This is a genomic window from Streptomyces sp. NPDC031049, assembly GCF_055571015.1.
The window spans coordinates 304,528-323,992 of record NZ_JBVIGC010000004.1; the positions used below are offsets into that span (position 1 = coordinate 304,528).

The window sequence follows — 19,465 nt, forward strand, 5'->3', positions numbered from 1 at the left end:
TAGGCAGCCACTTTGGGGCGAGCCTCGAAGATCATGGCCCCAACGTCGTGCTTTAACGGGCAGGTCCACAGACTGCCCGACTCGCCATCAGCTTACGGGGCCATGATCACTCGCCCCAAAGCAGCTCCAGCCCAAAGCCGCTCCGCCGACCTGGAGCACCGGTACGGTGGTTATGTGCCCGAGGCCGAAGAAGAGCGCGTGTTTGTGGCGATCATTTGTACGGATCGCCACCAGCACCGCCGGATCCGGCTAACGACCGCTCGACTGCACAGCAGTGACCGAGGTATGGGCCTCGCGTTTCAGCACTTTGCGCCGCCCATGCGAGAAGCCGAGCCCAGGTCGATGGTGAGCCGAGGCTCGTACACGTTCCTATGTCCGAAGTGCGGGCGCAGCCCACAGGTCAAGGCGGACAAGTGGTGGTCTCTGCTCGAAGCGGCAGCCGAGGCAGGGCAAGAGGAGCTTGACATCTCTCTGCTACCATGAGTGGGCTGCGGCCTGTCGCGGCCCCTGTGCGAGGACGGGGTTACCTTCCTGCCGATCAATGATCGGCCGACGTCGCTTAAGCCCGCTCATCCGGTGGGTAGCTTCAAGCTGCCTACGGAGAGTTATGCAGGGCTTCATCTACGACCTGATCATCGGTGCGACGAGTTCGCTCGTGGTCACGTCTATCACCTACGCGGCACGTCGAGCTGTGGCCGTTTGGCGCATCAACCGTGACCAGCGGAACGAGGGGGGCGCAACAGACTCCACCTCCTGACGCGAATGCGGCACCCCCGCTCGGGCCGTCTCTGGGCCGTGCGGGGGTGCCCAACGACGACAGACGACGACAGTCGGTGACGGCTCCTCCCCTGCTCAGAGGCGGTGTTTCAGGCATCGGCGCAGGTGGTCATCAACGAAGCAGAGTTGAGGAACTCCAGAGCTTCCGCGCAGGATGAGCCGCATGACCTCCACCTCGCGCCCCTTCCTCAACCGCCGGCTCGCCGAGTTCGGGACGACGATCTTCGCCGAGATGTCCGCCCTGGCGGTGCGGACCGGGGCGATCAACCTGGGCCAGGGCTTCCCGGACACGGACGGCCCCGAGGAGATCAGGGAGGCCGCCGTACGGGCGCTGCGCGACGGGCGCGGCAACCAGTACCCGCCGGGCCCCGGCATCCCCGAGCTGCGGGCGGCGGTCGCCGGGCACCAGCGCCGCCACCATGGCCTGACCTACGACCCCGACACCGAGGTCCTGGTCACCGCGGGCGCCACCGAGGCCATCGCGGCGGCGCTGCTGGCCCTGCTGGAACCGGGCGACGAGGTGATCGCGTTCGAGCCGTACTACGACTCGTACGCGGCGTGCATCGCGATGGCGGGCGGCACCCGGGTGCCGGTCACGCTGCGCCCGCCCGCCGAGGGCCACGGGCCCTTCCGCCTGGACCTGGACGAGCTGCGGGACGCGGTCACCGACCGCACCCGCCTGCTGCTGATCAACACCCCGCACAACCCCACCGGGACCGTGCTGACCCGCCAGGAGCTGGCGGCGATCGCCGAGCTGGCCGTCGAGCGGGACCTGCTGGTGGTGACGGACGAGGTGTACGAGCACCTGGTCTTCGACGACGCCGAGCACGTTCCGCTGGCGTCGTTCCCGGGGATGCGGGAGCGGACGGTCACCATCTCCTCGGCCGGCAAGACGTTCTCGTTCACCGGCTGGAAGGTCGGCTGGATCACGGCGTCCCCGGCGCTGGTCACGGCGGTCCGATCGGCCAAGCAGTACCTGACGTACGTCTCCGCGGGTCCCTTCCAGTACGCCGTCGCCGAGGCGCTGGCGCTGCCCGACTCCTACTTCACCGGGCTGCGGGACGATCTGCGGGCCAAGCGGGACCTGCTCGCGGCGGGCCTGACGGAGGCCGGCTTCGGCGTCCACCGCCCCGCCGGCACGTACTTCATCACCACCGACATCCGCCCCCTCGGGCAGAGCGACGGCTTCGCCTTCTGCCGCGCCCTGCCGGAACGCGCCGGCGTGGTCGCCATCCCCAACGCGGTCTTCTACGACCACCGGGAGGCCGGCGCCCCCTTCGTCCGCTTCGCGTTCTGCAAGCGCACCGCCGTCCTGGAGGAGGCCGCGGCCCGGCTCAAGGGGCTCACCGGCTGAGCCGGGGCCGGGTCCGGGCGGGTACGGCGAGAGCCCGGTCCCGGCACGGCACCGAGGGGGCCGCGCCCGGCCGGGCTCTTCTCGCGGACGGCGCTCACCCGGTGGCGGGCGCCGTGGCGGGACGGCGTCCTACTCGTCGCCGTCCTGGGGCTTGTCCGCGTCGTTGATCTCCTTCTCCAGTCCGAGCTGCTCCACCAGCCACCGGTCGAACTCGATGGCGGCGCGGACCCAGCTGACCGTCGAGGACACGAAGTGCTCGAGGCTGACGCCCATGCCGATCAGCATCTGGGCCTCGCCGATCAGGCGGACCGTGCCGTCGTCGTGGGTGTGCGTGTAGAGCTTGGGCCACAGCGTGCGGCGGTTCCAGTCGTCGATGGACTCCAGCAGCTGGGGCTTGTCGTCGATCTGGTGGGGCCGGTCGTAGAACGTCCGGACCGAGAAGACCTGCTGGTCGCCCTCGCCACGGAACATGAAGTACGTACGGAACTGCTCCCACGGCGCCGCGAGGTCACCCTCGTCGTCGACGACGTACTTGAGCTCCATCTGCTCGAGGAGCTGCTTCACGAGGTCCTGATCCGGGACGACGGGGCCCGCCGGTCCTTGGGGCTGCGGCTCGGGCTGCTGGCCCCCGAAGTTCGGAATCGAGGACGGGTCGATGCTCACCGTGTTTTTCCCTTCGTACGGATCCCGCCATCCTCCCCCATCCGGGGAGGGGGGTGGCAAGCCTGCCGGAGCGCTGTCAGCCGTGAGCTGACATGATCCGGCCGGTCGGGTGGACGCCCTCGTCGCCTTCGCGGGCATCGTCCTGTCCGACTCCGACTACCCACCGGGCGGCGGACCGGAACCGGCTCCGTACGTCCGCGCGGCCCGCCCCGGCGGGACGGGCCGCGCGGGCGGGCTCAGAGGGTCTTGCCGGTCGCCGGCCCGACGATCAGCTCGTCGCCGAAGCGGTCGACCCGGACCGTGTCGCCGTCCTTGACCTCGCCGGACAGGATCTCCCTGGCGAGGCGGTCGCCGATGGCGGTCTGGACGAGGCGGCGCAGCGGGCGGGCACCGTAGGCCGGGTCGTTGCCCTCGTCGGCCAGCCAGGCCAGCGCCTCGTCGGTGACCTCCAGGCTCAGGCGGCGCTCGGACAGCCGGCGGGCCAGGCGGTCGATCTGGAGCCGGGCGATCCGGCTCAGCTCGTCCTTGGTCAGCGCCGAGAAGACCACCAGGTCGTCCAGCCGGTTGAGGAACTCCGGCTTGAACGAGGCCCTCACCACCTCCAGCACCTGCTCCTTCTTCTCCTGCTCGCTGGTGACCGGGTCGACCAGGTACTGGCTGCCCAGGTTGGAGGTGAGCACCAGGATGGTGTTGCGGAAGTCGACCGTCCGCCCCTGTCCGTCGGTGAGCCGCCCGTCGTCGAGCACCTGGAGCAGGATGTCGAAGACCTCGGGGTGGGCCTTCTCCACCTCGTCCAGGAGGACGACGGAGTACGGGCGGCGGCGCACGGCCTCGGTCAGCTGGCCGCCCTCCTCGTAGCCGACGTAGCCGGGGGGCGCGCCGACCAGGCGGGCCACGCTGTGCTTCTCGCTGTACTCCGACATGTCGATGCGGACCATCGCCCGCTCGTCGTCGAAGAGGAAGTCGGCCAGCGCCTTGGCCAGCTCGGTCTTGCCGACGCCGGTGGGCCCGAGGAAGAGGAAGGAGCCGGTGGGCCGGTCGGGGTCGGCGACCCCGGCACGGCTGCGGCGCACGGCGTCGGACACGGCCCGCACGGCCTCGGTCTGCCCGATCAGCCGCCTGCCCAGCTCGTCCTCCATGCGCAGCAGCTTCTGCGTCTCGCCCTCCAGCAGGCGCCCGGCCGGGATGCCGGTCCAGGAGGCGACGACGTCCGCGATGTCGTCGGAGCCGACCTCCTCCTTGACCATGGTGTCCCTCGCCACCTCCTCCTCGGCCTCGGAGGCGGCCTCCAGGTCCCGCTCCACGGCCGGGATCTCGCCGTACAGCAGCTTGGAGGCGGTGTCGAAGTCGCCGTCGCGCTGGGCGCGCTCGGCCTGCCCGCGCAGTTCGTCCAGCTTCTCCTTCAGCTCGCCGACCCGGTTGAGGGACTGCTTCTCCTTCTCCCAGCGGGCGGTCAGGCCGCGCAGCTCCTCCTCCTTGTCGGCGAGGTCGCGGCGCAGCTTGTCCAGGCGCTCCTTGGAGGCCTGGTCGGTCTCCTTGCTCAGCGCCAGCTCCTCCATCCTGAGCCGGTCGACGGCGCGCTGGAGCTCGTCGATCTCCACGGGGGAGGAGTCGATCTCCATGCGCAGCCGGGAGGCGGCCTCGTCGACCAGGTCGATCGCCTTGTCGGGCAGGAAGCGGGAGGTGATGTACCGGTCGGAGAGGGTGGCGGCGGCCACCAGCGCGCTGTCGGCGATCTGCACCTTGTGGTGGGCCTCGTAGCGGCCCTTGAGCCCGCGCAGGATCGCGATGGAGTCCTCGACGGACGGCTCGGCGACCAGCACCTGCTGGAAGCGCCGCTCCAGGGCCGGGTCCTTCTCGATCCGCTCCCGGTACTCGTCCAGGGTGGTCGCGCCGACCATGCGCAGCTCGCCCCGGGCGAGCATCGGCTTGAGCATGTTCCCGGCGTCCATGGCCGAGTCGCCGCCGGCGCCCGCGCCGACGACCGTGTGCAGCTCGTCGATGAAGGTGATGATCTGGCCGTCGGAGTCCTTGATCTCGGCGAGGACGGTCTTCAGCCGCTCCTCGAACTCGCCGCGGTACTTGGCGCCGGCCACCATGGCGCCGAGGTCGAGCGCGACCAGCCGCTTGTCCCGCAGGGACTCGGGCACGTCCCCCTTGACGATCCGCTGGGCGAGCCCCTCGACGACGGCGGTCTTGCCGACGCCGGGCTCGCCGATGAGGACGGGGTTGTTCTTGGTCCGGCGGCTGAGCACCTGCACGACCCGCCGGATCTCCTGGTCACGCCCGATGACGGGGTCCAGCTTGCCCTCGCGGGCGGCGGCGGTGAAGTCGATGCCGAACTTCTCCAGGGCCTTGTACTGGCCCTCGGGATCGGCGGTGGTCACCCGGCGGGCGCCGCGGGCCTTCCGGAACGCCTCCTGGAGCTTGCCGGCGCTCGCGCCCTGCTGCTGGAGCACCTCGCCGGCCGCTCCGCCCTTGGCGGCGATGCCGATGAGCAGGTGCTCGGTGGAGAGGTACTCGTCGCCCAGCTCCTTGGCGCGGGCCTGCGCGTCGGCGACGACGGCGAGCAGCTCGCGGTTGGGCTGCGGGGGCGCGACGGTGGACCCGGTCACGCTGGGCAGCCCGGCGAGGATGCGCTCGGCGCCGGAGCGCACGGCGGCGAGGTCGGCCTCGACGGCGACCAGGAGGTCGGTGATGTTCTCGTTGTCCTGTCCCTGGAGCAGAGCCAGGAGCAGGTGGGCGGGGGTGAGGTCGGGGTGCCCCTCGGTCACGGCCCGGTTACTGGCCGCGTTGAGCGCGTCCCGGCTCCGGTTGGTCAGCTCGGCGTCCACGTTCGGCTTCTCCTCCTAGCGTCCAGTGCCTGACTCGCCTGACTCATAGAACGTACACAAAGTTGAGTCTATTCCACTCAAGGGCGAAACGCGCGCCCGGAGGGGGTGCACTGACAGGAGGGCCACCGGAGGGCCGGTTTCGGCCAGGACGGCAACCGGTGGATGCCCGGAAATCTCCCCACAAAACTGCAGCGGGGGGGGGGGGGGTGGGGGGGGGGGGGGGGGGGGGGGGGGGGGGGGGGGGGGGGGGGGGGTGGTGGGGGGGGGGGGGGGTGGGGGGTGAGGNNNNACGTACCCCCCCCCCCCCCCCCCCCCCCCCCCCCCCCCCCCCCCCCCCCCCCCCCCTCCCTCCCCCCCCCCCCCCCCCCCCCCCCCCCCCCCCCCCCCCCCCCCCCCCCCCCCCCCCCCCCCCCCCCCCCCCCCCCCCCCCCCCCCCCCGCTGCGGGGGGAAGCACCTGAGCGATCTGTTACGACGGGGGAATCGCGTCAGGCACTGCGGGGGGTGGCTGAGATGGTCCTCGGGGCGGGTGCGTCCGGCTGCGCGAGCCGGTGGTCCCGCTGGTCCAGGTTCACAAAGATCATTCCGTACCGGATGGCACACCGCACGGGCTGCGGGGCACCCCGGGGCCGGCGCAGGCACCGGTACGCCCGTACGTCTCCGTCCTCGTCCCGCGTGACGACGACCGGCTCACCGAACACGGTCACCATCAGCGAGTCACCGCTGTGGGGGATGGCGGTGACCAGGTCGATGAAGTGCCAGCCGGAGCGGTAGGCGGTGGCCATTTCACGACGGAAGGAGCGGTCGTCAGGTGGAGTCGTCATATCAAGACCAACGGCTGTCTGTAGTGCCGACCTCAGCGTCCTCGCCGGCCGGTTCGGCGGATGCCACCGTCACTGACCACCTGCTGTCCGCTCGGACGTCACCCTTCGCACCGGAGAGGCCATCCAGGGCTCCGAAGGCCACAACGGCGGAGAAGGCGGCGACAAGCACCGAGCGAAGCATTCTCTTAGACATAGTCGGCTTCGTCCTCACTTGAAGGTCCCCTCGTTCCCCCGTCGGATAAGACGATGGCTCATTCAGGCACGTCATGGCCACACAATCGGTGCATCATGTTCCTGCATGTTCAGGACCCTGGGGGGTGGAGGTTTGACAACAAATCGGGCTAATGACGCACATCCCCACGCCCTGACCGAACTGTGCGAGGCCGGGGGACGTCTCTACGCGAATGCTCTGCGTGCCGGCCGTATCGCCCGAGTGGACGTGCAGTCCGCCCCGTGCCTGATGGAGTTCGCCCTCCTTCATCCAGACCCGGACGACCCGAACTGGCTACGCCCTGTGCCGCCCTCGGTTGCTTTGGCCCAGCGCCTGCTCCCGATCGAGCGCGAGATCTCCGCACGCCGTCGCACCTCCATAGAACTGTCCGACGCGTTCGAACCGTTCATGGCACTCAGCGCTCAGGGCACCACTCCGACCCACTCGATCACCGTGCTGGAAGGGCTCGACCGGATCAACGCGGCACTCGACCTGGCCACCGACCAGTGCCAGAACGAGATGCTCACCGTGCAGCCGAGTGCTCGCCACCCGGAACGCAGGGCAATCGAAGGCTTGGAGCGCGACCAGACTCTGGTCGAGAGGGGTGTCCGGATCCGTACGCTCTATCAGCACACGGCCCGATACAGCCCTGAACGGCTGGCCTACGTGGACCGCTTCGCCAACGGAAAGGCGGAGTACCGCACGATCGACGAACTGGTCGAGCGGCTCATCATCTGCGACGAAACAGTGGCCTTCATACCGATCCGGGAGGACCGTCAGGTCGCCCTGGAGATCAGGCACGCCGGCCTTGTCAGGTATCTGATCAAAGTCTTTGAGTTCATGTGGGGCCGCGCCGTCCCGTTGAGCGCCGGCACTCCCTATGAAACCGCCCCCGACGGCATCACCGACATCCAGCACTCCATCGCCAAACTCCTCGTGGAAGGCCATGTCGACGAGGCCATCGCCCGCCGGCTCGGTATGAACGTCCGCACCTGCCGCGCTCACATAGCCAAGCTCGCCCAGGCGCTCGGCAGCGGCAGCCGGGCCCAGCTCGGCTACCTCATCGCCCAGTCGGGAATTCTCGAGCACGTGACCAAGCACCGGGAGAGCCAGCCGTGACGGCCGAAGCGCACGGTCACAGAGTCGGCGAACTGTGCCCGCCAGGTCTGGAGGTGTACAGCCGCGCGCTGCGCGAGGGCCATGTGGACACCGCGACGGCCGTAGCCGCACCGTGCCTGGTCGACGCCGGCCTCCTGTACCCGGCCGTCGACGACCCGGACCGGCTCGCACCCGTCGCCCCGGCCATTGCCCTGCACCGGCTGCTGCGTTCCTCCGAGGACCGCATCGCCGACGAACGCAGAAGAGCGGAGCGGCTGGCCGAGACCTTCGAACCACTGATGCGGATGAGCGGACAGTGCGACGACACCACCGCCGCACGCATCACGATGCACAGCAAGAAGGAGCGCATCAGTCAGGTCCTCGACGAGGTCATGGCCGAAGCCAAGGAACTCCTGACCATACAACCGCACAACAGCTACGCACCGGCCCGCGCGAAGTTCCACGAGGCCGCCATGAAGCGCGACCAGGCCGTGCTCGACCGCGGGGGACGCATCCGCGCCCTCTACCACCACACCGTGCGCCACGCGCCGCAGGTGGCCGCGCGCTATGAGCAACTGCGGGGCGACGTCGAGGCCCGTACCCTGGACGAAGTCACGGAGCGCCTCATCATCATCGACCGCGGCACGGCCTTCATCCCCGCCAACGCCGACCGGTCCCTCGCCCTGGAAATCCGGCACCCTGCCCTTGTCTCCTACTTCGTCACAATCTTCGACCGCCTGTGGCACTTGGCCACCCCCATGCACCCGCACCCCGTCCGGCAGCCCACCCTCAACGGCATCACCCCCCGCCAGCGCGCCATCGCCGCGCTGCTGATCGAGGGGCACACCGACGCCGTCATCGCCGACCGTCTCGGCATGAACGTCCGTACCGCGCGGGTGCACATCGCCAAGCTCGCCGCGACCCTCGGCAGTGAGAGCCGGGCTCAGCTCGGGTACCTCATCGGGCGGTCGGGGATCCTTGACCGGGAACCCTGACGGAGGCGGACGTCTGGGTGGGGCCGTCCAGGCCGGCCTGGGCGATGCGGACGCCGAGCTGGGTGCGGCTGGTGGCGCCCAGCGTCTCCGACAGGCGGGCGATGTGCGCCCGGGCCGTACGGACGCTGATGCCCAGGCGTTCGGCGATCACCGCGTCCTGGTGCCCCTCCGCCAGCAGCGCCGCGATGGAGCGCTCGCGGTGGGAGATGCCCTCGATGCCGGTGTCGGGCAGCGGCGCGGTCAGCGGGATGGCGAGGCGCCACAGGCGCTCGAAGACGGTGACCAGGTACTCGATCAGCGCGGGGTGGCGCAGTTCCAGCGCCATCGTGCGGTCGGAGTTGGCCGGGATGAAGGCGACGGTGCGGTCGAAGAGGATGAGCCGGTCGATCACCTCGTCCAGCGTGCGCGCCTCCACCGCGTCGCCCATCAGCTCCAGGTAGTTGAGCAGCCCCTGCCCGTGCCGCGCCACGTGCGTGTACAGGTCCCGCATCCGCACCCCGCGCCCGCGCAGCGCCAGCGCCCGGTGCAGCCCCTCCGACAGCTCGTGTTCCCGGCGGATGCCGCCGGGCTGCACGGTGAGCACCTCCGTGGTGCACGCCTGCGTCGCCTCGTCCATCGCGGCCTGGATCCGGGCCAGTCCGTCCAGGACGCGGATCGCCGCACCGCCCTCGGCCGCGACCGGCGCCGGCCGCACCTGGCGGCCCAGTCCCGCGTACCACTCGAAGGCGGCAACCGCCGAACCCACCCGCCGCTGGCTGGCGCTGACCTCGTCGTACACCCCGCGCAGCAGCCGGGTCATCACCTCCTGCGGGGAGGTGGGCACCAGCCAGTCCATGTCGTCGGGGTCGGGATGCAGCAGCGCCAGCTCCAGCAGGCACGGCACGGACTCGGCGTCCCGGCGCGGCACCCGGCCGCGCCGCACGGCCCGGGAGTACACGCGGTCCCCGGCCTCGCACAGTCGGTCAGCGCCGTGCGGATGCTCCTCCGCCCCGGACCCGGCCATCGCCCATCTCACCCCCGGTTTCCGCCTCGTTCCGCAGCGCAACTATGCGCGGCCGGAACCGGGTCCGCAACACGGCTCCCTGGGCGGCGGCGGCAGCGGCGACGCCAAGTCCGGGGCCGGGCGGGGCGTTTCAGCCCTTGAGGCCGATCTCCTCGCACGCCGCCGCGTACGGGGCCGTACAGATGTCGGAGACCTTGTGGATGCCGTCGGCGACGACGGTCTCCTCGATGTTCTCCTGGGTCAGGGCGACGACGGGGACCAGCTGCGCGGGGATGCCCTTGTGGGTGGGGCTGTCGACCTTGTCGCGGGCGAGCGCGTCGAACTGGATGTCCTTGCCCTGGACCCGGGCCACGGCCAGCTCCGCGGCGTTCTCCGCCTCCTCCGGGTAGGACTTGTACACGCTCATGTGCTGCTCGCCGCTGACGATCCGCTGCACGCCCGCCAGTTCCGCGTCCTGCCCGGTGATCGGCGGCAGATCGGTGACGCCCGCCGCCTCCAGGGCCTCGATGACACCGCCGGCCATGCCGTCGTTGGCCGCGTACACGGCGGCGATGTTGTCCTTGCCGATCGACGCGATCGCCCGGGCCATGTTCTCCTGGGCGTTCTCCGGCTTCCAGCCCTTGGTGTCGTAGGACGCGGCGATCGTCACCTTGCCCTGGAGCTGCGACAGCGCGCCCGCCTTGAACTGCTTGGCGTTGGGGTCGGTGGGCGAGCCGTTCATCATCACGATCTTGTCGGAGCTGTCCAGCTCCTCGCCGAGCGCCTCCAGCAGGGAGCGGCCCTGGACCTCGCCGACCAGCTCGTTGTCGAAGGAGATGTAGGCGTCGATCGGTCCCTCGGCCAGCCGGTCGTAGGCGATGACCGGGATGCCCGCGTCCTTGGCCTTCTGCACGCTGTCCGCGATGGCGTGCGAGTCGACCGCGTCCAGCACGATCACGTCGACCTGGTCGTCGATCATCTGCTGCATCTGGTCGGACTGCCGCTGGGCGCTCGCCTCGGCGTTGGCGTACTCGACCTTGCCCTGTTCGTCGGTGAGTTCGGCGACCTTCTCCTTGAAGATGGGGTAGTCGAACTGCTCGTAGCGCGTGTTGGCCGTCTCCGGAAGGAGCAGCCCCACGGTGATGTCGTTGCCCTTCGTCGGGCTCGCGTCGTCGCTGCTGCCCGTCGCGTTGAGCGCGCCGCAGCCGGCGAGCATGGCGGACATGGTGGCGGCGGCCACGGACGTGGCGATACGACGACGCATACGGGGGCTCACTTCAGGTGCGTTTTCGGGACGTGGGCACAGCTGTGCGACCCATGTGACTGAAAAGCCAACGCTTCCGGCACCATCGGCGTCAAGAGGATCCACTTAACGAGATGGGAACGGTACCCTCCGCTGAACTCGCGGCGAATCCGCGCCCGACCCGCGGGGGTCTCCCGGTCGTACGTCCACAGGTCGTTCACACATGCGCGGGCCCGGCCGCGAGGGCCGCGGCGATCTCCTCGAGGTCGTCGACGGCGGCGTGGACGCCCTCGGTGAGGAGGGTGGCGGTGGGGTTGAGGACCAGTTCACCGACGCCCGCGGCCCGGTAGTCGGCCAGCGCGGCGGCGATCTCCTCGGCGGTGCCGGTCACCACCACCTGGGCGCGCAGGAGTTCGGCGGCCGGATCGGGGCCGTCGACGTCCACGCCGGCGCGTCGGAGCATGTCCGCGTAGTGGGGGGCGCGCAGATGGGTGCCGGCGGCGGCCTCGGCCAGGCGGCGCGGGTCGCGGCCGGGACGGCGGACGGCCACGTGGACGGCGGTCGCGACGCGCGGGCGGCCGGCGCGGCCCGCCTCGGCTGCACCGGCGGCCAGTTGGGGCACGAGGGTGTCACGGAGGTAGGACGGCGGCGTCATCCAGGTGATCGCGACGTCCGCGGTCGCGCCCGCCGTGCGGGCCATGCCGGGCCGCAGCACCCCGGCACCGACCTCGACCGGCGCGTGCGGGCCCACCGGCGGCAGACCGGCGTGCAGGCGGTGGTACGGGCCGTCGTGCGCCACCCCCTCGCCGTCCAGCAGGGCGCGCACGGACGTCAGGTAGTCGCCCACCGCGGTGCGCGGGCTGCGGTACGGCTCGGGGGCGAGTCCGTGGGCGAACTCCGGGGTGCCGATGCCGTATCCGGCCACCACGGGGCGGCCGGTGAGCAGCGCGAGGGAACGGGCCTGGAGCGCCGCCTCGTACGGGTGCCGCAGCGGGAGCAGGGTGACCGCCGTGCCCACGGGGACGGTGTGGCCCATGCCCGCCAGGTGGGCCAGCACCTGGTGCGGTTCCGCCCGGAAGGACTGGCAGAGCCAGAGCCGCCGGGCGCCGGTGCGGGCCACCAGCTCGGCGAACGGGGCGACGAGAGCGGGGTGGTCGGGCTGGAGCGGGTAGAGGACCGCCGGTGCGTCGGTCTGCCGGTCCGGTGTGGTCATCGTGCCTGTCCTGGGTGTGGGTGCGGGTGCGGGTGCGGGCCCGGTGCCGGTGTGGGCCGCGGGTCTGGGGTCTGTACGCGGGGTGTGGGGTGCCGGTGGCTGCGGGGCGACGTGCGGGTGGGGGCGGCCGTCGCGGGACGGGGCCGTCGGTCCGGGCCCGGCGTCCGGTGACGGCCGGGAGGCCGGTGGCGAGCCCGAAGACCGGTGGCGGACCGGAGGCCGGTGGCGGACCGGGCGTCACGGGTGCGCGGGGGCGGGGGCGGGCTGGTGGTCGAGGGTGGCCACCAGGGTGCGGGACGGGTCCAGGTACTCGGCGGCGGCCCTGGCGATGAGCCGGTCCGGGACCCGGGCCATGGCGTCCGGGTAGTGCGTGAGCCAGTCCAGCGGCAGGCCGCTCGCCGCGAAGCCCGCCAGCGCGCTCGCCTGCTCGGCGCGGGTGGCGAGGGCGAAGCGGGTGAACCCGGCGGCGTAGCGGCGGGCGCGGCGCGCCTCCTCGGGGGTGGGCCCGTCGGCCGCGAGCTCCGCGAGGCAGGCGGTGACCTCCTCCGCCAGCCGGTCACCGGTGCCGGGCGCGCCCGCGCAGTCGATCTCCAGCCAGCAGCCCGCGCGGTTCTGCCGGATCCGGGCGTCGACGGCGTACGCCAGCCCGTGGCGCTCCCGCAGCCGCCGGGTCAGCCGGGACGCGGCGTGGCCGCCCAGAACGACCTGTGCCAGGTGCAGCGCGGTGTGCGCCGGGTCGGGGGCCGGGACGGCGGGGCCGGCGGTCAGCAGCAGCGCCTGGCCGGCGGCGGGGTCGCGCAGGGACAGCCGCCCGGGGGTGGGGGTGCGGCGGGGGAAGGGGGGCAGCAGGAGGCCGGAGGGCCCGCCGGTCCAGTCCGCCAGCTCCTCGCCCAGCCGGGCCGCCACCCGGTCCGGGTCCTCGCCGGTCAGCACCAGAAGGACGGCTCCGCGCGGGACGACCGCCCGGCGGTGGAAGGCGAGCAGGTCCCCGGCCGTGGGGACGGTGCCGGTGGCGTCGCCGGTGGCGGCGTCGGTCAGCGGGTGGGGGCCGCCGAAGGCGTGGTGGAGCTGGGCGCGGCGGAGGCGGGCCCGGGGCCCGGGCACGGCGCGCCGCGGCGGGTGACCGCCGGGTCCCTGGGCCGCCCGACGGCCGTACGCCCGGGGGGCCCGGGCCGGACCGTCGTACGCCGGACGCAGGAGCAGGCCGGCGAGGAGTGCCAGGGCGTGCGGGAGCCCGTCCGCCAGCACGCTCACCGAGAGCACCAGGTGCTCGGCGGTCACCACCGTGCTGAACTCGGCCCCGAGGCCGGCCGCCCGGTCGGCGACGGCCCGGCGGTCCAGGGTCTGCGTGGCGGTGCCGAGCCCGGCGGCGAGCAGCTCCTGTACGGCGGCCTGCGCGGGCTCGGTGCGCGCGTAGGGCAGGACCAGGCGCAGCTCGGCCAGCGGGGCGCCCGGCGCGGGGACGACGACGGTGTCCAGGCCGTTGGGCAGGACCGCGCGGAGGGCGGCACTCGGTGCCGCGGGGCTCGGGGACGACAGGACCTTCATGAGGCGGCTCCCTGAAGGGTGCGGACGGTCCGGTCCGCGGTGAGCAGGGCACGGGCGGCGGCCGACACGTCGGCGGCGGTGACGGCGGACAGTTCCCCGGGAATGCCGTCGGGTCCGGCGCCGGGCCGTCCCGGAAAGAGCAGTTCGGCGCGGCCGTGGGTGACCGCGCGGGCGGCGAGCGAGTCGGCCTGGCGGTGGCAGCCCGCGCGCAGGACGGCCACCGCGCGCTTCAGGTCGTCCGGTGCGGGCGGGGCGGCGGCCAGTGCGCCGAGCGCGTCCAGCCACCGGGCGACGGCCTCCTCGGTGCCACAGCCCGGCTCCCTGCCGAGCAGGACGAGCGCGAGGTCGGGGGCGGCGGAGGCGAGCCACTGGCCCTGGTAGCCGCAGTGCACGGTGGCGGCGTCCAGCCCGTCGGCACGGGCCAGGAGCCCGGGGAGCGTGGTCCGGCGCAGGATCTCGCAGAGGACGACCTGCGCGAGGTAGGGGCGCAGGCCGTGCCGGGGATCGGCGAGGGCGAGGCCGATCGCCACGCCATCCCGGTGGTACGGGACCGGATCGGCCGGATCGCCGACGGTCCCGTTCGCGACAGCCGTGGCGCCCTCCGGCCGTACGTCTCTAAGGGGCCGCGCGTGGCTCGGGGGCTGGACGTGACTCGGGGGATGCGCGTCACCAGGGGCCTGCGCGGGGGCCGCTGACTGGGCATGACTCGGGAACTGCGCGGGTCCCGCCGGCTGCGAGGGCCCCGCCGGCTGTGCGGTCCAGCCCGCGAACTCCCGCTCGGCCAGCTCCGCGACCCGCCCCACCGTCACGTCCCCGACCACGGACAGCACCGCACGACCGGGCCGGTAGTGCCGCCGGAAGAACGCCGCCGCCTCCCCCGCCGTGGCCTCCGCCAGCTCGGCGGCCGTGCCGTAGGCGTCGCGCGCCCCCGGGTGGAGCCCGGCGAGCACGGTGTCCCAGAGCCGGTTGCCGGCGTCCGCCGCGCGGATCTCCTCGGCGATGACCGCGGCCTCGGAGCGCACGGCCGCGGGCGCCGGCCGGAAGCGGAGCAGCCGCCGGGCCTCCCACGCCAGTACGTCGGGCAGGGCGTCGGCGGGGACGACGGTGTGGAAGACGGTGTGGTCGCGGTGGGTCTCGGCGTTGCACATGCCGCCCGCCTCCTCGACCAGGGCGACATGGCCCGCGTCGCCCTCGTCGCCGCGTGGGAACATCAGGTGCTCCACGAGGTGCGCCATGCCGTGCCGGCCGGGCGGGTCGTCGTCACCGCCCGCGGCCACGGTCAGCGCGACGGCCGCCAGTCCGCGGCCGGGCAGTTCCTCGACGACCAGGGGGACGCTCACGACAGCGGCCGGTACACGGAGACGCACATCTTGCGGCTGTCGCCCCCGTCGAAGGGCTGCTCGCGCCAGCCGGACCAGCGGTCGGACAGCTCCAGGCGGGCGATGCCGGCGAGCAGGTCCAGCTCGCTCGGCCACAGGTACCGCATCACCGTGGTCGCGGACTTCGGCGGCTCGCCGTCGAGGAACAGGGTGTTGTGGACCATCATGTTCTGCGAGGCGGGCAGCACCCCGATGGACTCGATCATGGCTCCGCGCCCCGGGATCGGATAGGTGCTGATCTCGTTCTTCTTCTGGACGTGGTAGTCGCTGGGGTCGAACGTCTCGATGACGACGACGCCGTCGGGCGCCGTGTGCCGGGCCACCGCGTGCATCAGGGCGATCTGCTCGTCCGGGGTGACCGCGCAGCACAGGGAGTTGAAGGGCGCGAGGACGACGTCGAAGGTCCGGCCGAGGTCGAGGCCGGCGAAGTCCGCGTGCACGGGCGTGATCCGGCCCTCGGGGTCCTTCTCGGCGAGGCGGGCGAGCATGCCCGCGGAGGAGTCGACGCCGTGCACCGCGAAGCCCTTGTCGGCGAGCGGCAGTGCCACCCGGCCGGTGCCCACGCCCAGTTCGAGGACGCTCGCGCCGGACGCGGTGAGGGTGAGCAGGAAGTCGGCGATGTCCTCCAGGTCCGGGGTGCCGGGGTAGATCTCGTCGTACACCTCGGCGAGGGCGTCGCTGTAGGCGGTGGTCAGCGCGGTGCCGAGGCCTCCGGCGGTCTCCGCGGCCGTTTCCGCGGCCGACCCGGCGGCCGTCTCGGCGACGGGGGCGGAGGCAGGGGCGGTGGTGGTCGTCATCGTCCGTCTCCCGGGCGGGTGTCGAGGTTGTCGTGGGGGTGCAGCGGGTCGATGCCGGCCTCGTGGAAGGCCCGTACGACGTGCTCCTCGCGCGTGAGCACGCCGGGCGCGCCGGCGGCGTCAGCGCTACCGGTCTCGCCGGCCAGGGCGGCGGCGATCAGCCCGGAGGCGAGGGCGAACGCGCGGTGCTGGCCGAAGCTCATGCCGTTCTGGCCGGGGCGCGGGTCCTCGGGGTCCCAGGCGGCGGCGACGCCCGGCGCGAGTTCCTCGGTGAACACCGAGGTGTCGGCGCCGGTCAGCGTGCCCGCGTGGGGGGCGACGGCCGCGACGACCGCGCGCTGGCCGGGCCGGTGGTCGCCGTGCAGATAGACGACGACGGCGTCCCGGCGCGGGAAGTCCTGGGGGTCGGAGAGCACCTTGGCGTGGTAGCGGGCCCCGGCCGCCTCCAGCGCGTCGAGCGCCGCGCCCCACAGCACGACCGCCGCGTCCGCGTCCCGCGCGTGCAGGAACAGACGGCGTACGGCGCCGGCGGGACGGGGCAGCGGGCGCGAGCCCATGACGTAGAAGAAGCCGGGCGACAGCGCGGGCCGGGCGGCCTCCAGGGCGAGTTCGACGTGCGCGCCGGGCTCGGGCGGGGCGGCCGGGCTCAGCAGCCGGTCGGCGGGGACCCGCGCGGTGACCTCCGGGAGCCGTACGACGAGCAGGTCGCCGTCCGGCCGCCGGTCCACCTCGACCAGCCGGCCGCGGGTGGGCGTGGTGGCGTGCGGTACGGCGGCCGAGAGCCGGCGCTCCAGGGCGGGGTCGCGCAGCGTGCGGCGCGGGGGCGGGCCCTCGGGCAGGTCGCCGCCGCGGTGGCGGCCGGCGTGCAGTTCCTCGTACAGCGCGTTGGTGAGCCGGCCGCGCAGGTCGCGCGGGCTGTCGGCGGTGACCTGCCGCCCGGCGACGGTGGCCTCGCGGGCGCCCGGGGCGACGGAGACCGCACCGAGCGCGGCGGCCAGCCGGGGGGCGAGGCCCCGGTGCCGGGCGACGGGGGAGACGTCCCGCACCGGGGAGTCCAGCAGGGGGAGGGTCATCGGTGGCTGCTCCCGTTCGAGGGGTCTGAGGTGTCCGGGGTTGCGGCGGAGTCCCAGGTGACGGCGGTGGTCGTTGTGCCGCCGACGGTGATCGCTGTGCCGGTGACGGAGCCGGCGGTGACGGAGCCGGCGGCGGTGGCGGAAGGGCCGGGGCCCTCCCCGTCCGGCAGGCGCAGCCCCAGCGTCCCCGCGGCGCCCTCCGGGTCGAGCAGCACCGTGCGGCCGATGCCGGCGGCCGCACGGGCGACGGGGTTGAGGGTCGCGTGCGACTCGGCGGTGGCGATCAGGCGGTCGTACATGTGCCACCCGGCGTACGCGGCGGCCCGCTCGGGCAGACCGGCGTCGACCGCGCGGCCGAGCGGCCGGCACTCCAGGTAGCCCTGCCAGAACGCGGCGATCCGGGGCAGATACCGGCGCAGGCTCGCCGAACCACGCGCCACGATCTCCTCGTGCGTCAGCCCGAACCCGGCGCTCTCCTCCGCCCGGCCGGGTACCGCCTCCGTCGGCGCGAAGACGGAGTAGGTGGCGTGGAACAGCCACTCCCCGGCGAAGGCGCCCACGTCCCGCGCGGGGTCGGCGAGCCGGAACTCCTCCCAGTCGACCAGGTGGAGCGCGCCCCGGCCCTCCTCGGCCCGGATGAACTGGTCGAAGCGCAGGTCGCAGTGGGCCGGGGTGCGCGGCACGGTCCCCTCCAGGTCCCGCAGCCGGTGCAGTGCCGCCACCACCTCGGTGTCGTCCTGGACGAGCTGCCAGGCGGCGATCTGCGCCATGCTGCGCTCCTGGACGGCGCTCCACGGCAGGGCCTTCAGCCACGTCAGCGGCGGCAGCGGCGCCTGCGAGGTGTCCAGGCCGTCGGTGGGCGGCAGCGCGTGCAGGGTGCCGACGGCCCGCCCGGCCTCGCGGCACAGTTCCTCGTCGAACTCCCCGTCCAGGGCCAGTTCGGCCCCGGAGCGGGCGCCGGGCACCAGCCGGTGGACGGTCACCCCTGCCGCCGGGTCGGCGCCGAGCAGCTCGGGCGAGCGCAGCGCCGAGCCGGGCGGCAGCTGGAGGGCGAGGCCCTCGAAGCTCAGGGAGCGTTCCAGCTCGGGGCAGCCGGCGCCGTCGGGCAGCGGCGCGACCGTCTTGACGAACACCTGCTCGCCGGTCGTGGTCGGCCCCGCCCAGTTGTCGTTGCGCCCGCCGAACGCGGTGACTGACTCCGCATCGAGCCCGCCGAGCCCGAGCCGGTGCAGCAGCGCGCCGACGGCGGGGACGGTGTCCAGCTCGGTGGGCCGGTAGCGCTGCCGGGTGCGCGGGCGTTGGGTCGTGGTGGTGGTCATGGTGTGGTGGCTCCCCCGGGGACCGCGCGGCGGCCCTCCTCGTCGATCAGGTCAGCGATGAAGGCGGTGTAGTCGGTGAGTTCGTCGCTCCAGTCGCAGTAGGCGGCGAAGTCCCGCATGTGGGCGGCGATCCGGACGACGGCGGCCCGGCCGGCCAGCGCCCGGTCCGCGCCGGGCCCGTACGCGTCGAGCAGCACCCGCGGCAGCTCCGGCCCGCCGAACGCCTCCGACCCCGGTACGGCCCACCGCAGTTCGGCGAGGTCGCCGAGGAGCCAGCCCAGGTCCAGTTCGGGCCGGGCGGCCCCGAGGTCCTCCCCGGTCAGCAGCGCCACCGGACCCCGGTGCAGGGGCGGGATCAGCGCGCCGAGGGAGGCGAAGCCGTGCACGAGCACGACGCGGCCGGGACCGGCGCCCCCCGGCTCGGGGCCGCCGGCCTCGGAGGCGCCGGCCTCGGAGGCGCCGGCCTCGGACCCGTCGGAAGCGAGCCCGCCGGAAGCGAGCCGGCCGGAATCGGTGCCGCCGGGTTCGGCGAGCTGGGCGCACCAGGAGCGGAGCCGTTCGAAGCGGGCGGGGCCCCAGACGCGTACCGCGTGCTCGTGCAGCCGCCCCAGGGCAGGGCCCGTCGTGTCCCGGCCGGCCAGGAACGCCCGCAGCCGTGCCAGCGCCGGCGGGACGTCCGCCGTCTCCGGCACGGCGACGGCGTGCAGGTCCCGCAGCGCGAGCCCCGCGGCGGCCAGGGTGTGCGCCACCAGCCGCCGTACCGCCGGACGGGGGTCCCGCAACCAGGCGGCGGCCGAGTACGGGCCGTCCGCGAGGTGCTCCAGCCCCCCGGCGGACGGACGCGGAACGGCCAGCCGGGCGCCCGAGGTGTGCCGGGGGACGTACGGCACGAGCGGCGCGGCCGGCGCCCGCGACGGGGACGGAGCCGCGGACGGCCCCGGACCCTGCCACCACGCGTAGCGCCCGTCCGGGGTCCGCCGGACCCGCGTGACCTGAAGCCCGGTGGCGAACTCCGCGACCACCGCCGGCTCCTCGGCCACCGCCGGCTCCGCGGCCACCGCCGGCTCCGCGGCTGCCGTCGGCCCCTCGGCCACCGACGCTCCCCCGGCCCTTCCCGCCGCCGATCCCACCGCGGTCCGCGCCGTCGCTCCCGGCGC

General features: G+C 73.5%; 15 protein-coding genes. 3 read left to right on the forward strand and 12 right to left on the reverse strand.

Features of this window, described 5'->3' with window-relative positions; translation table 11 throughout:
• Positions 1-931 precede the first annotated feature (931 nt).
• Positions 932-2,131, forward strand: a complete 1,200-nt coding sequence (locus ACZ45Q_RS09105) for a pyridoxal phosphate-dependent aminotransferase (RefSeq protein ID WP_468257125.1) — start codon at positions 932-934, stop codon at positions 2,129-2,131.
• A 129-nt stretch (positions 2,132-2,260) separates the two neighbouring features.
• Here ACZ45Q_RS09105 and ACZ45Q_RS09110 read toward each other — a convergent pair whose 3' ends face one another.
• The 3 genes from ACZ45Q_RS09110 to ACZ45Q_RS09120 form a co-directional block, all read right to left on the reverse strand.
• Entirely contained in the window at positions 2,261-2,794 is a 534-nt protein-coding gene (locus ACZ45Q_RS09110; protein WP_468257128.1) for a YbjN domain-containing protein, read from the reverse strand.
• Positions 2,795-3,030: 236 nt separating this feature from the next.
• Entirely contained in the window at positions 3,031-5,628 is a 2,598-nt protein-coding gene (clpB, locus tag ACZ45Q_RS09115; protein WP_468257131.1) for an ATP-dependent chaperone ClpB, read from the reverse strand.
• A gap of 486 nt (positions 5,629-6,114) precedes the next feature.
• A complete protein-coding gene (locus ACZ45Q_RS09120; RefSeq protein ID WP_468257133.1) occupies positions 6,115-6,450 on the reverse strand; it encodes a hypothetical protein in 336 nt (111 codons plus the stop codon).
• 298 nt (positions 6,451-6,748) lie between these two features.
• Between ACZ45Q_RS09120 and ACZ45Q_RS09125 the strand changes: the two genes are divergently transcribed.
• Both ACZ45Q_RS09125 and ACZ45Q_RS09130 read left to right on the forward strand, forming a co-directional pair.
• Positions 6,749-7,780, forward strand: a complete 1,032-nt coding sequence (locus ACZ45Q_RS09125; RefSeq protein ID WP_468257136.1) for a helix-turn-helix transcriptional regulator — start codon at positions 6,749-6,751, stop codon at positions 7,778-7,780.
• Positions 7,777-8,754, forward strand: a complete 978-nt coding sequence (locus ACZ45Q_RS09130) for a helix-turn-helix transcriptional regulator (protein ID WP_468257139.1) — start codon at positions 7,777-7,779, stop codon at positions 8,752-8,754. Before ACZ45Q_RS09125 ends, ACZ45Q_RS09130 begins: the two co-directional genes overlap by 4 nt.
• Here ACZ45Q_RS09130 and ACZ45Q_RS09135 read toward each other — a convergent pair.
• The 9 genes from ACZ45Q_RS09135 to ACZ45Q_RS09175 form a co-directional block, all read right to left on the reverse strand.
• Positions 8,717-9,757, reverse strand: coding sequence for a helix-turn-helix transcriptional regulator (locus ACZ45Q_RS09135; RefSeq protein WP_468257141.1), 1,041 nt, complete (start codon positions 9,755-9,757; stop codon positions 8,717-8,719). The two genes, ACZ45Q_RS09130 and ACZ45Q_RS09135, sit on opposite strands and share 38 nt — an antisense overlap.
• Positions 9,758-9,887: 130 nt before the next feature.
• On the reverse strand, positions 9,888-11,000 hold the full coding sequence (locus tag ACZ45Q_RS09140; RefSeq protein ID WP_468257144.1) for a sugar ABC transporter substrate-binding protein: 1,113 nt from the start codon (positions 10,998-11,000) through the stop codon (positions 9,888-9,890).
• Between the two features lie 196 nt (positions 11,001-11,196).
• Positions 11,197-12,192: a F420-dependent peptide dehydroalanine reductase LxmJ gene (gene lxmJ / locus ACZ45Q_RS09145; protein WP_468257146.1), complete on the reverse strand. Its 996-nt coding sequence runs from the start codon at positions 12,190-12,192 to the stop codon at positions 11,197-11,199.
• Positions 12,193-12,429: 237 nt separating this feature from the next.
• A complete protein-coding gene (locus tag ACZ45Q_RS09150; protein ID WP_468257149.1) occupies positions 12,430-13,740 on the reverse strand; it encodes a M16 family metallopeptidase in 1,311 nt (436 codons plus the stop codon).
• Positions 13,737-15,080: a M16 family metallopeptidase gene (locus tag ACZ45Q_RS09155; protein ID WP_468257152.1), complete on the reverse strand. Its 1,344-nt coding sequence runs from the start codon at positions 15,078-15,080 to the stop codon at positions 13,737-13,739. Before ACZ45Q_RS09155 ends, ACZ45Q_RS09150 begins: the two co-directional genes overlap by 4 nt.
• The gene (locus tag ACZ45Q_RS09160) at positions 15,077-15,916 is read right to left on the reverse strand and encodes a class I SAM-dependent methyltransferase (protein ID WP_468257154.1); all 840 of its coding nucleotides are present in this window, start codon (positions 15,914-15,916) and stop codon (positions 15,077-15,079) included. The genes ACZ45Q_RS09155 and ACZ45Q_RS09160 overlap by 4 nt, the downstream gene beginning before the upstream one ends.
• On the reverse strand, positions 15,913-16,989 hold the full coding sequence (locus ACZ45Q_RS09165) for a T3SS effector HopA1 family protein (protein ID WP_468257157.1): 1,077 nt from the start codon (positions 16,987-16,989) through the stop codon (positions 15,913-15,915). The genes ACZ45Q_RS09160 and ACZ45Q_RS09165 overlap by 4 nt, the downstream gene beginning before the upstream one ends.
• Entirely contained in the window at positions 16,986-18,308 is a 1,323-nt protein-coding gene (gene lxmK, locus ACZ45Q_RS09170; protein WP_468257160.1) for a class V lanthionine synthetase subunit LxmK, read from the reverse strand. Before lxmK ends, ACZ45Q_RS09165 begins: the two co-directional genes overlap by 4 nt.
• Entirely contained in the window at positions 18,305-19,402 is a 1,098-nt protein-coding gene (locus ACZ45Q_RS09175) for a serine/threonine-protein kinase (RefSeq protein ID WP_468257163.1), read from the reverse strand. Before ACZ45Q_RS09175 ends, lxmK begins: the two co-directional genes overlap by 4 nt.
• Positions 19,403-19,465 lie beyond the last annotated feature (63 nt).